This is a genomic window from Pseudoalteromonas sp. 13-15 (assembly GCF_001468205.2).
In the GTDB taxonomy this organism is placed as follows: domain Bacteria; phylum Pseudomonadota; class Gammaproteobacteria; order Enterobacterales; family Alteromonadaceae; genus Pseudoalteromonas; species Pseudoalteromonas marina.
In genome coordinates, this window is sequence record NZ_CP019162.1 from 191,594 (window position 1) to 208,026 (window position 16,433).

The 16,433-nt window shown below is 41.1% G+C and carries 13 protein-coding genes; all 13 read left to right on the forward strand.

All coding sequences use genetic code 11. The features are described from left to right. The first annotated feature begins 38 nt into the window (after positions 1–38). Complete coding sequence (gene nusA / locus ATS72_RS00945) at positions 39–1,538, forward strand: transcription termination factor NusA (protein ID WP_006793372.1); 1,500 nt, start codon at positions 39–41, stop codon at positions 1,536–1,538. Between the two features lie 25 nt (positions 1,539–1,563). Continuing rightward, positions 1,564–4,221, forward strand: coding sequence for a translation initiation factor IF-2 (infB, locus tag ATS72_RS00950; protein WP_006793373.1), 2,658 nt, complete (start codon positions 1,564–1,566; stop codon positions 4,219–4,221). 109 nt (positions 4,222–4,330) lie between these two features. Further along, entirely contained in the window at positions 4,331–4,777 is a 447-nt protein-coding gene (rbfA, locus tag ATS72_RS00955; RefSeq protein WP_006793374.1) for a 30S ribosome-binding factor RbfA, read from the forward strand. A gap of 14 nt (positions 4,778–4,791) precedes the next feature. Next, positions 4,792–5,736 (forward strand): tRNA pseudouridine(55) synthase TruB, encoded by a 945-nt coding sequence (gene truB, locus ATS72_RS00960; RefSeq protein WP_058428605.1) that lies wholly within the window; start codon positions 4,792–4,794, stop codon positions 5,734–5,736. 109 nt (positions 5,737–5,845) lie between these two features. Beyond that, positions 5,846–6,115 (forward strand): 30S ribosomal protein S15, encoded by a 270-nt coding sequence (gene rpsO / locus ATS72_RS00965; protein ID WP_006793376.1) that lies wholly within the window; start codon positions 5,846–5,848, stop codon positions 6,113–6,115. Between the two features lie 330 nt (positions 6,116–6,445). Next, positions 6,446–8,572, forward strand: a complete 2,127-nt coding sequence (gene pnp / locus ATS72_RS00970; RefSeq protein WP_010555982.1) for a polyribonucleotide nucleotidyltransferase — start codon at positions 6,446–6,448, stop codon at positions 8,570–8,572. A 212-nt stretch (positions 8,573–8,784) separates the two neighbouring features. Continuing rightward, entirely contained in the window at positions 8,785–9,663 is an 879-nt protein-coding gene (gene nlpI / locus ATS72_RS00975) for a lipoprotein NlpI (RefSeq protein ID WP_010555983.1), read from the forward strand. Between the two features lies 1 nt (position 9,664). Then, positions 9,665–10,774: a hypothetical protein gene (locus ATS72_RS00980; protein WP_058428606.1), complete on the forward strand. Its 1,110-nt coding sequence runs from the start codon at positions 9,665–9,667 to the stop codon at positions 10,772–10,774. A 200-nt stretch (positions 10,775–10,974) separates the two neighbouring features. Next, positions 10,975–13,767 carry a monovalent cation/H+ antiporter subunit A gene (locus ATS72_RS00985; RefSeq protein ID WP_058428607.1) on the forward strand — a complete coding sequence of 931 codons (2,793 nt, stop codon included), beginning with the start codon at positions 10,975–10,977 and terminating at the stop codon, positions 13,765–13,767. After that, entirely contained in the window at positions 13,767–14,120 is a 354-nt protein-coding gene (locus ATS72_RS00990) for a Na+/H+ antiporter subunit C (protein ID WP_006793383.1), read from the forward strand. The genes ATS72_RS00985 and ATS72_RS00990 overlap by 1 nt, the downstream gene beginning before the upstream one ends. Further along, positions 14,117–15,634, forward strand: a complete 1,518-nt coding sequence (locus ATS72_RS00995) for a monovalent cation/H+ antiporter subunit D (RefSeq protein ID WP_058428608.1) — start codon at positions 14,117–14,119, stop codon at positions 15,632–15,634. The genes ATS72_RS00990 and ATS72_RS00995 overlap by 4 nt, the downstream gene beginning before the upstream one ends. Then, positions 15,634–16,170 carry a Na+/H+ antiporter subunit E gene (locus tag ATS72_RS01000; RefSeq protein WP_006793385.1) on the forward strand — a complete coding sequence of 179 codons (537 nt, stop codon included), beginning with the start codon at positions 15,634–15,636 and terminating at the stop codon, positions 16,168–16,170. Before ATS72_RS00995 ends, ATS72_RS01000 begins: the two co-directional genes overlap by 1 nt. Then, positions 16,164–16,433, forward strand: coding sequence for a K+/H+ antiporter subunit F (locus ATS72_RS01005; protein ID WP_006793386.1), 270 nt, complete (start codon positions 16,164–16,166; stop codon positions 16,431–16,433). Before ATS72_RS01000 ends, ATS72_RS01005 begins: the two co-directional genes overlap by 7 nt.

A 16,433-nucleotide genomic window follows, 5' to 3' on the forward strand; every position in this document is an offset into this window, starting at 1 on the left:
TTCGAGTGCGAAGGAATAGGGCAAGCGAGGCATTACCCATGGCAAAAGAGATATTATTGGTTGCTGAAGCCGTTTCCAATGAGAAAGCGGTTCCAAAAGAAAAGATTTTTGAAGCATTAGAGTTCGCATTAGCGACTGCGACAAAGAAAAAACACGATGGTGAAATTGAAGTACGTGTATCAATTGACCGTAAAACAGGCGATTACGATACGTTCCGCCGCTGGCAGATTGCTGAAGTATTAGAGGATGGTTCATTAGAAAATCCTTACAGCGAAATAACATTAGAAGCTGCGCAGGTTGAAGAGCCTGACTTACAGCTAGGTGATTTTGTTGAAGAGCAAATTGATTCAATCAAATTTGACCGCATCACAACACAAATGGCTAAACAAGTAATCGTACAAAAAGTACGTGAAGCTGAGCGCGCTTTAGTTGTTGACGCATATAAAGACCAAGTGGGTGAGTTAGTAACAGGTGTTGTTAAAAAAGCAACACGTGATTCAATCGTACTTGATTTAGGCAATAACGCTGAAGCAGTTATTTACCGTGATGACATGCTACCACGCGAAAACTTCCGTCCAGGCGACCGTATCCGTGGTCTTTTATACGAAGTTAAGCCAGAAGCACGCGGTGCACAGTTATTTGTAACGCGTTCTAAGCCAGAAATGCTGATGGAATTATTCCGCATTGAGGTGCCAGAAATTGGCGAAGAAATGATTGAACTTCGCGCTGCTGCACGTGATCCAGGTTCGCGCGCTAAAATTGCTGTTAAGTCAAACGACAAGCGCATTGATCCAATTGGTGCATGTGTTGGTATGCGTGGAGCTCGTGTTCAAGCTGTTTCGTCTGAACTTGGTGGTGAGCGTGTTGATATCGTTCTTTACGATGACAACCCTGCACAATTTGTTATCAATGCAATGTCGCCAGCTGAGGTTGCTTCAATAGTATTAGATGAAGACACTCATTCGATGGATATCGCTGTAGAAGCCGATAATCTAGCACAAGCGATTGGTCGTAATGGTCAAAATGTTCGTTTAGCAAGCCAGTTAACTGGTTGGGAACTAAACGTTATGACTGTTGACGAGATGCGTACTAAAAATGAAGCAGAATCAGATAAGTTACTTAACTTATTTACTGAAAATTTAGATATCGATGATGAGTTTGCAACCTTACTTATCAACGAAGGTTTCTCAACACTTGAAGAAGTGGCGTACGTGCCAGCCTCTGAGTTTTTAGAAATTGACGGTCTTGACGAAGAAACGGTGGATGTTTTACGTTCACGCGCTAAAGATGCATTAACAACTAAAGCACTTAAAACGGAAGAAAGCTTAGAAGGCGCAGAGCCAGCTGAAGACTTACTTGCGCTTGAAGGCTTAGAGCGTCATCTAGCATTTGTAATGGCAAGTAAAGGTGTTGTAACACTTGAAGACTTGGCTGAGCAAGGTATTGACGAGCTAGTCGATATCACAGAGCTTTCATCTGAACAAGCAGGTGAGCTGATTATGGCTGCACGAAACATTTGTTGGTTTGCAGACGAGTAATTTATTAACGGAGGTATTACACACTATGGCAGAAGTAAATGTTGAAAAACTAGCCGGCGATATAGGTACAACTGTTGATAAATTGCTACAGCAATTTTCGCAAGCGGGTATCACTAAGCAGGCAACTGATAATGTAACTGAAGCTGAAAAAGCAACGTTACTTGATCATTTAAGCAAATCACATGGCGGCACGGGCTCTGAAGGCCCTGCACGCATGACTTTACAGCGTAAGAGCAAAAGCACATTAAATGTGACTGGCTCTACAGGTAAAGCGAAGGCGGTTCAGGTTGAAGTTCGCAAAACACGTACATACGTGAAGAAAAGCGCGATGGAACAAGAGCAAGAGCAACAACGCTTAGCCGCTGAAGAAAAAGCCCGTCTTGAAGAGCAGCAAAAAGCTGAACAAGCTGCAGCTGAGTTAAAGGCAAAACAAGAGGCAGAACGTAAAGCGAAAGAAGACGCTGATCGTAAAGCCAAAGAAGAAGCTAAACGTAAAGCAGACGCTGAACGTAAAGCGAAACAAAAGCAGATGACCCCAGAGCAAAGTGCTAAGTCTGAGAAAGATCGCATCGAAGCTGAGCGTCTGCAAAAAGAAGCAGAAGAGGCCGCATTGAAGAAAGCTGAAGAAGAAGCGAAACGTCAGGCAGAAGAAGCAAGAAAACTAGCTGAAGAAAACTCGGCTCGTTGGAAGAAAGAAGAGGAAGAGCGTAAGAAGCGTGAAGAAACAGCAGATCACCACCTTACGACTTCAACTTACGCACGTGAAGCAGAAGATGTAGCTGATGCTCGTGAAGAGCAAGGCTCTCGCCGTGCTAAGAAAAAGAAAAAAGCGCCAGCAAAAGATAAGTTTGCAGCGTCTAAGGGTAAAAAAGGTAAGCTAAAAGCACCTGCATCATTACAGCATGGTTTCCAAAAACCAACAGCTGATGTAAAAAATGAAGTACGTATTAGCGAAACAATTACAGTTGCTGAGCTTGCATCACGCATGGCTGTTAAAGGCGCTGAAGTTGTAAAAACAATGATGAAAATGGGTGACATGGTTACAATTAACCAAGTTATTGACCAAGAAACTGCGCAACTTGTAGCAGAAGAAATGGGCCATAAAGTTATCATCGTTAAAGAAAACGAATTAGAGCAAACAGTACTTAACGACCGCCATGAAGATGGTAAGTCAGAGCCTCGTGCTCCAGTTGTTACTGTAATGGGTCACGTTGACCATGGTAAAACATCAACGCTTGATTACATTCGTTCAGCAAAAGTTGCTTCAGGCGAAGCCGGTGGTATTACGCAGCATATTGGTGCATACCATGTTGAAACAAATGGCAACATGATCACATTCTTAGATACTCCGGGTCACGCCGCGTTTACATCAATGCGTGCTCGTGGTGCTAAAGCAACTGATATTGTAATCCTAGTAGTTGCAGCCGATGATGGTGTAATGCCACAGACTAAAGAAGCGGTACAGCATGCTCGCGCAGCGGGTGTTCCTTTAATCATTGCTGTGAACAAAATGGATAAAGAAGGCGCAGATCCAGATCGCGTTAAGAACGAGCTAGCACAGCTTGACGTTATTCCAGAAGAATGGGGCGGCGACACGCAGTACGTTCATATCTCAGCTAAAACAGGCTTGGGTATTGATGAACTACTTGAAGCAGTACTTATGCAATCTGAGCTATTAGAACTAACTGCACCAAGTCAAGGTATGGCTGCAGGTGTTGTAATTGAATCACGTCTTGATAAAGGCCGTGGTCCAGTAGCGTCTATCCTTGTTCAGTCAGGCACACTTAACCAAGGTGACATTGTATTATGTGGTCTTGAGTATGGCCGTGTTCGTGCTATGCGTGATGAAAACGGTAAAGATATCAAGTCTGCAGGTCCTTCTATTCCAGTAGAGATTTTAGGTCTATCTGGTATCCCTGCAGCCGGTGATGAAGCAACGGTAGTTAAAGACGAGCGTAAAGCGCGTGAAGTTGCATTATACCGTCAAGGTAAATTCCGTGATGTTAAATTAGCACGCCAGCAAAAAGCGAAACTTGAAAACATGTTTACTAACATGGCTGAAGGTGACGTTTCTGAAGTTAACGTGGTACTTAAAGCAGACGTTCAAGGTTCTATCGAAGCGATTTCTGATTCACTAACTAAGCTTTCTACTGACGAAGTAAAAGTGAAGATTGTGGGGTCTGGCGTTGGTGGAATCACAGAAACAGATGCAACGCTTGCTGCGGCATCTAACGCGATTGTTGTTGGCTTTAACGTTCGTGCTGATGCATCTGCACGTAAAGTGATTGATTCTGAGAACCTAGACTTACGCTACTACAGCGTTATTTACGCCTTAATTGAAGAAGTTAAGCAAGCGATGTCAGGTATGCTTGCACCAGAATTTAAGCAAGAAATTATTGGTCTTGCTCAGGTTCGTGACGTGTTCAAATCACCAAAAATTGGCGCAATTGCTGGTTGTATGGTGACTGAAGGTGTTATTAAGCGCAGCGCGCCTATCCGTGTACTACGTGATAACGTGGTTATATACGAAGGCGAACTTGAATCACTTCGTCGCTTTAAAGACGATGTGCAAGAAGTGCGTAATGGTATGGAATGTGGTATCGGTGTTAAGAACTACAATGACGTACGTGTTGGTGACCAAATCGAAGTATTTGAAACAGTTGAAGTGCAACGTACTTTATAATTGTTAGCTCACTAAACAAATAAATGGGGGCTTAGCCCCCATTTGTGTATCTATTACTTAATTAGCTTATTATTAAATTTCAATAAGTTACATTTTTAGGACAAGTTTCATGAGAGAATTTTCTCGCACTGATCGTGTTGGCCAGCAAATCCAAAAAGAAATTGCTGTGATTTTACAACGCGAAATTAAAGATCCGCGCTTAGGCATGGTGACAGTGTCTGCGGTAGAAGTATCGCGCGATTTATCTTATGCAAAAATTTTCATCACTGTGTTTAACACAAAAGATGAAGATGCAGCAAAGCAAAGCGCAAAAGTACTTAACGAAGCTACGGGCTATATTCGTTCGCTTTTAGGCAAGCGTATTCGTGCTCGTATTATGCCAGAGCTAAAGTTTGTGGTTGATAATTCATTAATGGAAGGGATGCGTATCTCTAACTTAGTGGACACAATCATCCGAGAAGATAACGCAAAACACGTCAATGAAGACGATAGTAGTGTTGATGATGCGTCTAACTCAGGTGACAACATTAAACAAGCAGATGATAAAGATAGCTAAGAAGGCATATAGCGATGGCAAGACGCAGTAAAGGCCGTGCAATAGACGGGATTTTGTTGTTAGATAAACCCAAAGGTATTTCGTCAAACAAGGCATTACAGCAAGCAAAAGGTATATATTTTGCCCAAAAGGCGGGGCACACAGGTGCACTCGATCCGCTTGCTACCGGTATGCTGCCAATCTGTTTTGGTGAAGCGACTAAGTTTACTCAGTTTTTACTTGATACCGATAAAACCTATGTTGTGCGAGCTAAGTTAGGTGAAAGAACAACAACATCAGACTCTGATGGTGAAATAGTTCAGACGCGAGATGTAAACGTAACTGTTGATCAACTAAAGCAAGAAATTTCAGCGTTTTTAGGTGAATCTGATCAGTATCCATCGATGTATTCTGCGCTTAAGTATGAAGGGAAACCTTTGTATAAATATGCGCGTGAAGGGATTGAAGTTCCTCGAAAATGCAGAAAAATAAATGTATTTAGCCTAACGCTTGATGAGTTTGATGAAGCGAATAATGAAGTACAAATGACAGCTCACGTTTCTAAAGGGACTTACATTCGTACTATTGTTGATGACTTAGGTGAAAACTTAGGCTGTGGTGCCCATGTAATTATGCTTCACCGCTCGGCTGTTGGCCATTACCCCGCAGATAAAATGGTATCGATAGAGCAGTTAGAATCGTTACTAGCTAAAGCAAAAGACGAAGAAACCGTTCCGTCAACCTACCTTGACGAACTGCTTTTGCCAATGGACACCGCTCTAGTTGATTTACCGGTTGTGGAAATCACTAAAGAGCAGGGTGTTTCATTTAGCCATGGGCAAGCTGTAGTTATTGGTAAAGAATTACCTGATGGTGCAATAAAGGTATTAGCCGATGGTGTGTTTATAGGCACAGGCGAGAAAAACCCTGATGGCCATTTAAAATCAAAACGCGGTCTATCAAACCAGCAGGCAGAGTAAAGTTTAACTTGTAGTTATTATTATACTTGGTAGAATACGCCCGCTTAATCGTTTTGGCTGAATTAGTGATCGGCTAAGACACCTTTTAAATTTAATTTTTGGAGTTACTATGTCACTAAGCAATCAAGAAAAAATCGATATCATTGCTAAATTCGCACGTGCTGAAGGCGACACTGGTTCACCTGAAGTACAAGTAGCATTACTTACTTTTGATATCAACAAGCTTCAAGGTCACTTTGCTGATCACAAGCATGACTTCCACTCACGTCGTGGTCTGCTTCGTAAAGTAAGCACTCGCCGTAAATTGCTTGATTACCTTAAAGGTAAAGATATCTCGCGTTATACTGCACTAATCAAAGAACTTGGCCTACGTCGCTAAGAACTTGATTACGAGAAAAGGAGCTTTTTAGCTCCTTTTTTTGTGCCTGAAATTTAACAAATTACATCGCAAAGTCACCTTTAAAGCTATCTGTAGTCCCTCTCATTAATTCAAGCCAAATAGATGCCAAACACACAAACTAAAACTGTTTGCTGGACTCGCATTTTTACGTGGCTTTGGTATATACTGTGCGCGTAGATAAAAAGGTTTATCTACGGTTATTAACATCATTGCCAATTGTAGTACTTAATTGATTTCCAACTGAATACAATTATGTACTGTAATTGGTACTTTGATGGAACACTTATTTAGATTTAAAGGATATTTTAAGTGCAAGCAATTATAAAAGAATTTCAACTAGGTCAACACACTGTAACCCTAGAAACAGGTGCAATCGCACGTCAAGCAGACGGCGCAGTACTAGCAAGCATTGGCGATACGTCAGTACTAGTAACGGTTGTTGGTAAGCGTGAAGCACAGCCAGGTCAAGACTTCTTTCCACTAACAGTTAACTACCAAGAGCGTATGTACGCTGCAGGTCGTATCCCAGGTGGTTTCCTTAAGCGTGAAGGTCGTCCTAACGATGGCGAAACACTAATTGCACGTCTTATTGACCGTCCAATTCGTCCACTTTTTCCAAATGGTTTCGTAAACGAAGTACAAGTTATTGCAACTGTTGTATCTGTAAACCCTGAAATCCAACCTGATATGGTTGCGATGATTGGTACATCAGCAGCACTTGCTATCTCTGGCATCCCGTTCAGTGGTCCAATTGGTGCAGCTCGTGTTGGTTACATTGGTGGTGAATACGTTCTTAACCCAACGTTAAAAGAACTTGAAGAGAGCCAACTTGATTTAGTTGTTGCTGGTACTGACAACGCAGTACTTATGGTTGAATCAGAAGCAGACGTACTTGCTGAAGACGTAATGCTAGGCGCGGTTGTATACGGCCATGAGCAATCACAGTCTATCATCAATGCTATTAACGAATTTAAAGCAGAAGCAGGCAAGCCTACTTGGGATTGGACTGCACCTGAGAAAAACGTATCTCTTGAAGAGAAAGTAGCTGAACTTGCTGCTGATAAAGTAGGCGAAGCTTACCGTATTACTGATAAAGTAGCGCGTAAAGAAGCACTTGGCGTAGCTAAAGATGCAGTTATCGAAGCACTTTCAAGCGAGCTTGCTGAAGGCGAAACGCTTGATAAGCAAGAAGTGGGTAAAGTATTCGGTTCACTTGAGAAGAAAATTGTTCGTGGCCGTATCGCTGCAGGCGAAAAACGTATCGATGGTCGTGAACCAGATATGATCCGTGCACTAGACGTAATGACTGGCGTATTACCGCGTACTCACGGTTCTGCTATCTTCACACGTGGTGAAACACAAGCATTAGTAACAGCAACGCTTGGTACAGAACGTGATTCACAGTTAATCGACGATTTAACGGGCACGCACAAAAACCACTTTATGCTTAACTACAACTTCCCTCCATTCTGTGTAGGTGAAACTGGTTTTGTTGGTTCTCCTAAGCGTCGTGAAATTGGCCACGGTAACCTAGCTAAGCGTGGTATCCAAGCAGTAATGCCAACATTGACTGATTTCCCATATTCAATCCGTGTTGTATCTGAAATCACTGAATCAAACGGTTCATCTTCAATGGCATCTGTGTGTGGTACATCACTAGCGCTTATGAACGCGGGTGTTCCAATTAAAGCATCTGTTGCAGGTATTGCTATGGGTCTAGTTAAAGAAGACGAGAAATTCGTTGTTCTTTCTGACATCTTAGGTGACGAAGATCACTTAGGTGACATGGACTTTAAAGTAGCGGGTACTACTAACGGTATCACTGCATTGCAAATGGATATCAAGATTGAAGGTATCACACAAGAAATCATGCAAATTGCGCTTAAACAAGCAAAAGCAGCACGTTTACACATATTAGAAGTGATGGACGAAGCGATTTCTGCTCCTTCTGAAGAGCTTTCAATGTTTGCTCCGCGCATTTACACAATGAAAATTCCACAGAAGAAAATTGCTGAAGTTATTGGTAAAGGTGGCGCTACTATTCGTCAACTTACTGAAGAAACAGGCACAACAATTGAAATCGGTGATGACGGTACAATCAAAATTGCCGCTACTGACGGTGAAAGCGCTGCAAATGCAATCAGCCGCATTGAGCAACTAACAGCAGAACTTGAAGTAGGTACTATCTACGAAGGTAAAGTTGTACGTATTGTAGATTTCGGTGCGTTTGTAAATATTCTTCCAGGTAAAGATGGTTTAGTGCATATTTCTCAAATTAGCACAGAGCGCGTTAATAACGTTGCTGATCACCTTAGCGAAGGTCAAGAAGTTAAAGTTAAAGTACTAGAAGTAGACCGTCAAGGCCGTGTACGTCTTAGTATTAAAGAAGCAATGGAATCAGCTGCACCAGCGGCAGATGCGTCAACTGATGCTTAATTGCTAATACTTAATCCAGATATTTTCTGGATAATATAAAAGGGGGCTGTTTAGCCCCTTTTTTTATGCTTTAATGAGGGACTTGAATTTAAACAAAGATTATTCAAGGAAGCTAAATTACTTACGATGATACACAACAGTGTATGTGCAACTATGAACCAAATCATTCGTCGTCAGTCATAAGGCTACCAACCTTGGTATTAAGGATTTTAATGATTTTCAAACACATTGCTTTGGCGTCTTTTGCTATTTTGTCTTTAAGCGCTTGCCAAACAACAACCCAATCAGAATCAGCACCTGTAGTAAACGTGCCTTTCACTGCGCCCTTAGCGTCTGATTTTCGCAGTGAAATAGCTATTGCACGTTATTCAGAATTACTTAATAGAGCTGATTTAACGCCAGAGCAACAAGCAAAGTTATATTACGATCGCGGAGTGCTGTTTGATAGTTTAGGCATGACCACTTTATCGCGCATTGACTTTAACCGTGCGGTAAAACTTAAGCCTGACTTAGCTGAGGTGTATAATTTTTTAGGTATTCAACACACATTAATGCAGCAATATGAAAAAGCATATGAGCTTTTTGATTCTGCGTTAGAGCTAGATGAAGAGCACGAATACGCTTACTTAAACCGCGGTATTGCGCTTTATTATGGTGATAGGCCCAGTATTGCAAAAACAGACTTCAGTCAATTTTTAGCGCGTTCTCCTAACGACCCGTATCGCGTTTTGTGGGTGTATTTAGCACAAGCTAAATTAGACAAAGATTCAGCAGTTGCTGAGCTAAAAACTAACTCTAAAGCGCTTGATGACTCGCAATGGGCATATCAGTTAATCTCACTTTTTGCGGGTGATATGAGTGAGCATACATTTTTATCTGGTGTAAGCGATGGCGTTAAGTCAGAGCAAGAATATGCCCAGCGTTTGTGCGAAGCTTATTTTTACTTAGCAAAGCTACACCAAGCAGCGGGTGATACCTATGTTGCCGCTGATTATTTTAGATTGGCACTATCTACTAATGTACATGAGTTTATAGAATACAAATATGCTCGCTTAGAGCTTGAGCTTTTAATGGAAGCAGACGCAAGTTAGTGTGTTAAAAACAACATTAGCATTACTTTTTAGCTTGTTGGTTGCAGGGTCGAGCAACAGCTATGGTGGTATTGGCTTTTGGCAGGTATTAAATGCCAAAGCCGAACCGCTACAATTATATTGGCAGTTTCCTCGCTACTTTTTAGCAAATATAAATAAACTGCCTAAAAAGACTCTTGGCTTGCTTGCTAGGCATCACATACCTTCTGCTCAATACGAGTATTCTTTACACCTGATCAAAAAAGACCAAGCTGAAGCAGCGAAGTTATTTTGGCGACTGAGTTTACCAAAAATAAATAATTTTCAGCTGGCCAAGTTAGCCGAGCAATTACTTGTTAATAAGCAGTGGGACGATCTTAAATTTTTAAACACGTTAGGCTACCTAGAGCCTGGTTTTGTATTAAATCACCTTAACTTACACAATGGTGTTATTCACACACAGATCCCCGAACCATTTTTGCACTCATTGGACTTTTTATCGTTAAATTCTACTATTGCCGTAAATAAAAAATGCCAGTTTAATGTTTTAACGATGAGCGATCATCGAAGTGGACTTTATAAGTTATCGGCATTAATCAAAACTTATAATAAAAATCCGGAGCCAAGACAGGACGCTTTTTGCTTTAGTAAGCCCGTGTATGTGGGTGGTGCTTTAAAGTGCAATAATAGCATGAGCGAAGCGGCTAATTGTGATTGGCAATCTACTTTAATAAATAAACAATTTTTAAGAAAATTTGATTTTGTTGTAATGATGCCCAAACATGGAAGTGCTAATGTTAGCCGAGGAATTATGCAATTAAATTCAGATGCCAATTATGGGATTTTCTTGCATGAGCTAATGCACTTTAATGGCTTTGAAGATGAGTATGTTTTACCCAAAGCTAAGCAGGCTTGGTTGTGTAAAATGAGAGGCTTAGTTGCTCCTAACTTGTATATTGCACAAAAAGATGAAAAATCACCAAAAGGTTGGCATAGAAGTAAAAGCTGCCAGAGTGGCGGTGTAGCCTACAAACCAAGTAAAGACTGGTCAATTCTAGAATATCAACAGATAAAGCTCTCTGATCAATACAGGGCCCTTTGGTTAGCACATATAGATAAAATTAAGCGTTAATATGTCTATAACCATTGGTTTTTAAGTCCCTATTTTCTCACTTAAAATTAACTCAACATGCTTCGCTTTTTATAGACAAAATATCTGTTATTGAGTATAACTATTACCATTAATGTCGTTTAAAAACAGGCAGTAAAAGCATCACTTAATGTATAAAAGTGGCGCCCTGATAAACTTATGATTATAAAAGGCCCTACATTATGACTTTGCTCTGGATACCCTTGTTATCCTTGATTGGCAGTGTTATTTCTGCATTCACAGGCAAACTTTCTCGCAATCAAAGTACATTTGCTACTGTGCTTGCACCGCTAACCGCTTTGGGGATTACTTTATACCATGCACCAGCGGTTCTTGCCGGTGAAACTATCCGCTATTCCTTAGCGTGGATCCCCTCTATTGGTCTAGATTTATCGCTTCGTATAGACGGTTTAAGCCTCTTGTTTATGTTTATGATATTAGGCATTGGTTTGCTTGTTATTGTATATACACGTTATTACCTCAGCGCCAATGACTCAATGGCTAAGCTTTATAGCTACTTAATGTTATTTATGACAGCAATGCTAGGCATTGTTATGTCTAATAACGTTATACAGCTATGGCTATTCTGGGAATTGACCAGTATCAGTTCTTTTTTATTGATAAGTTATTGGTGGCATAAATCTGAAGCGCGTAAGGGCGCGCGAATGGCTTTAGCCGTAACGGGTGCGGGTGGTTTAGCACTTCTTGGCGGGTTAATGTTGCTAGGTGATATTGTTGGCAGTTATGACTTAGATGTTATTTTGGCAAGTAAAGCCATTATTCAATCCCATGATTTATACGAGTTAGCACTTGTTTTAGTATTGCTGGGTGCATTTACTAAACCGGCTCAGTTTCCATTTCATTTTTGGTTACCTCATGCAATGGCAGCACCTACGCCCGTTAGCGCTTACTTGCACTCAGCAACGATGGTTAAAGCCGGTATCTTTTTACTTGCGCGCTTTTATCCAGCTTTAGCTGGAACCGAAATGTGGTTTTTATTAGTTGGTTTAACTGGTTTAGCTACATTGTTATTTGGTGCTTACATAGCGTTATTTAAGCACGATTTAAAGGGGTTACTTGCGTATTCGACAATTAGCCATTTAGGTTTGATCACGCTATTGCTTGGCCTTGATACCGAGCTTGCAACGGTTGCAGCCATATTTCATATAATTAACCACGCAACATTTAAAGCGTCGTTATTTATGGCTACCGGTATTATTGACCATGAAACAGGCACACGTGATATGCGTAAACTCAATGGTATGTGGCGGTTTATGCCTTATACCGCAACTCTTGCAATGGTTGCTGCTGCAGCTATGGCGGGTGTACCTCTACTCAATGGTTTCTTATCTAAAGAAATGTTTTTTGCCGAAACACTACATCAGCAAGTACTTGGATCTATGTCATGGTTAATACCGGTACTTGCAACGGTGGCAGGTGCATTTGCAGTAGCTTATTCAGCACGCTTTATTCACGATGTATTTTTTAACGGCGACCCAATAGACTTACCTAGAACACCGCATGAACCGCCACGTTATATGCGTGTGCCAATAGAAATACTGGTTGTGCTGTGTATTTTGGTGGGTATTTTCCCAAGCTTTACTGTTGATAGTATTTTATCTGCGGCGTCATTAGCGGTGTTAGGGGAAGCGATGCCAGAGTACAAGTTAACAATTTGGCATGGTTTTAATCTACCGTTACTGATGAGTGCAATGGCCGTTGTAGGTGGTTTGTTTATTTACGTGAATCGCAAATATTTATTTCAATTTCAGGCATCACTTCCCACACTTAATGCTAAAAAAACCTTTGAACGTGCAGTGCTGAGTGTAGTTGCATGGTGTCAGAGCAAGATTAACAGCACTGAAAATGGTTCTTTACAGCGCTATTTGGTTATTATGCTGGGTGTCGTTTTACTTTGTGCCGGTTGGCCATTATTTGAAATGCAACAATTAGCTGGCAGTATGCCGCGCACACCTGTTGATGTGCATAACGCAATTGGTGCTGGTTTATTAATAATTGGCGCAATAGCCACCGTTATTTGGCACAGGTCGAGAATGGTCGCACTGTTGATGCTGTCTATTGTAGGCTTAATGGTGTCGGTTTTATTCACTCGTTTTTCTGCGCCAGATTTAGCGTTAACTCAGCTTACTGTTGAGGTGGCCACTATTATATTGCTTATGCTTGCGTTGTTCTTTTTACCTCAACATACGCCTAAAGAGTCTAGCTCGTTGCGAGTACTGCGCGACTTAGGAATCGCCTCTACTATTGGTGTAGTGGTTGCGAGTATTTGTTATGCGATATTAACGCGTCCGTTAAATTCTATTTCTGACTACTTTATCGCTAATGCCAAAACAGGTGGTGGCGGTACAAACGTGGTTAACGTTATTTTGGTCGACTTTAGGGGATTTGACACCCTAGGTGAAATAACGGTACTGGGTATAGCTGCATTAGGTATATTTAAAGTGCTTTCACGTATCCCATTATTTATGCCTGCCAGTGATAGCGAAGGACGTCCATGGGCGCGTGAGCGTTACCCAATATTACTTGCAAGTATTTCACAAAGCTTATTGCCGTTGGCGTTGTTAGTATCAGCGTATATATTCTTGCGTGGTCACAACTTACCAGGTGGTGGTTTTATTGCTGGTTTGGTTACGTCAATTGCTTTCATATTGCAGTACATGGCACATGGCTCTAACTGGATCACCGAGCGTTTTGACATCAACTACCGTAAAATTATTGCCTCGGGGATAGGTATCGCAATGTTTACCGGTGTAGGTAGCTGGTTCTTCGGTCGACCATTTTTAACCACGTGGTTTGATTATTTTGATATTCCGTTTGTAGGTAAAACAGAACTTGCTAGTGCAATTGTGTTTGACCTTGGCGTGTACCTCACCGTAGTAGGTGCAACATTAATGATTTTAGCTAGTTTGGGTAATATGACTTCCGATGCCCCTAAAAAAGAGGTGAATATTTAATGGAGCTATTATACGCATCGTGCGTTGGTGTATTAGTTAGCTGCGGTATATTTTTACTGTTGAGAGCTCGGACGTTTCCTGTAGTACTGGGTCTTACCATGATTTCGTATGCAGTAAACTTATTTTTATTTTCATCGGGGCGTTTAACTATAAATAAAGCAGTGGTACTTGGTACCGGAGCAGATTACGCCGATCCACTTCCTCAAGCCTTGGTATTAACCGCTATTGTAATTGGTTTTGCGATGACAGCATTTGTGGTTATTTTGGCTATTCGTGGACGTGCTGATTTAGGGAGCGATCATGTTGATGGAAGCCCAGTTAAATCAGCTGCTGTAGTTAAGGAGCAAAAATGATTCAACATTTAGCATCCTTACCTATTTTATTACCTATGCTTGCAGCGGTTATTTTGTTACTTCCACCGTGTGGTAAAAGTGTAAAAATTCGCCGTTACGCATCAAATGCTATGGCGCTTGTTACGTTTGCCGTCAGTGTGTTTTTATTGATACATATTTACAATACAGGCATCAGTGTTTATGCCATTGGTGATTGGTCGGCCCCTTTTGGGATAGTACTTGTGGCCGATAATTTATCAACATTACTCGTAGCGCTAACCTCGTTTTTAGGGCTTGGGGCCATTTTATATGGCAGTGCGGGCGATGATGAAAAAGGGAGCTTTTATCACCCCCTAGTTCATTTTTTAGTATTGGGTGTTAACGGCGCTTTTTTAACGGGGGATTTGTTTAACCTGTTTGTATTTTTTGAAGTTTTACTTATTGCATCGTATGCATTACTTATGCACGGTGGCGACAAACAAAACACACGTGCAGCGCTACAATATGTCATTTTAAATTTAGTTGGATCAAGTGTATTTTTAATAGGTTTAGGTATTTTATATGGCGTATTAGGTACATTGAATATAGCTGATATGGCGCAAAAGGTATCACAGCTTAATGGTGACGATGTATTTATTGCTAAAGCCGGTGGTTTATTACTACTTATTGTATTTGCTTTAAAAGGCGCATTATTGCCCCTACATTTATGGCTTCCAAATACCTATGCAAGCGCTAAACCTGTTGTTGCAGCCTTATTTGCTATTATGACTAAGGTGGGCGTATATGCCATGCTGCGTGTTTACACCGTTATATTTGGTGAACAGGCGGGTGCACTTGAGCACATGGTACAACCTTGGCTTTGGGGATTAGCAATTGCCACTATTATCGTCGGAGCTATGGGCGCAATAGCCGCGCAAGACTTGCGTAAGTTAACTGCTAATTTAGTTTTAGTGTCGGTAGGTACATTAGTTGCGCTAGTGGCTTTACAAAATGTAAATGCAACGGCTGCATTATTGTATTACCTAGTGCATTCAACATTAGTGAGTGCCGCGTTATTTTTATTAGCCGACTTAATTGCTAAGCAACGTGGTAAAGTTGCCGACAGGCTTGTTGGTGGGCGTGCAGTTAAACAGCCGCTTTTACTTGGGGCATGTTTTGTTGTTGCGGCTTTAACAGTAGTAGGTATGCCGCCGTTATCTGGCTTTGTTGGTAAAATATGGATACTAAAATCGACTTTAAATAGTGAGCAGGCCTTAGTATTTTGGCCCGTTTATTTAATAACAAGCTTTGCATTGCTAGTTGCACTTTCTCGTGCGGGTACAAGCTTGTTTTGGGAAAGAAAAGATAAACGCAGCGAAAGCCCAGACTGCGCTGATGCAAACCCATTACAAGTTACGGTAATTATAGGGTTACTCGCATGTTCGCCATTATTAGTTATTTTTGGCGGGCCGATTAGCGAATACATGATAGGTGCTGCTACGCAATTACATGATATTAGCGGTGGCATAAATGCTGTACTAAAAGGAGGCATGTAATGAGACTGCAAGCCCGTTTTCGTTGGTTACCAACACCATTTCGTAGCTTATTTTTGTTTATAGTATGGTTGTTGCTCAATAATAGTGTGTCGGTTGGTCATATTGTACTGGCAACATTTTTTGCTATTTTTATTCCTATTTTAAGCTTCTCGTTTAGAGATCCTCAGCCGCTTATATTAAAGCCAGGGCTAGCTCTAAAACAATTTTTAATTGTACTTTACGATATTATTGTAGCTAACTTACAGGTTGCGTTATTAATTGTTGGGCCTTCCAAAAAATTACGCCCCGCATTTATTAAAGTCCCCTTAGACTTAACACACGATATGCCGATTACAATTTTAGCAAGCAGTGTGTCGTTAACACCCGGTACTGTAAGTGCGGAGGTGTACCCTATTCCTGAATCGTTAGCACAGGGCGAGGAAATGACACAGCGTTATTTGCTCATACATGTACTTGACCTTGATAACGAAGCCGAGCTTATCAAGCATATTAAAAAGCGTTACGAAGCTCCACTAAAGGAGATATTTCAATGTTAGATACCGTATTACTTATCGTTTTTGCCATGATAGGGCTTTCTTTATTACTTAATTTGTGGCGCCTTATTATAGGGCCTTCGATTCCTGATAGAGTTTTAGCCCTTGATACTATGTATATTAATGTTATTGCACTTATTGTTTTATACAGCATAAGTATGGGAACAGGCTTGTATTTTGAGGCTGCATTGTTGATAGCCATGTTAGGGTTTGTAAGCACTGTTGCGGTGTGTAAGTATTTACTACGTGGCGATATAATCGAATAG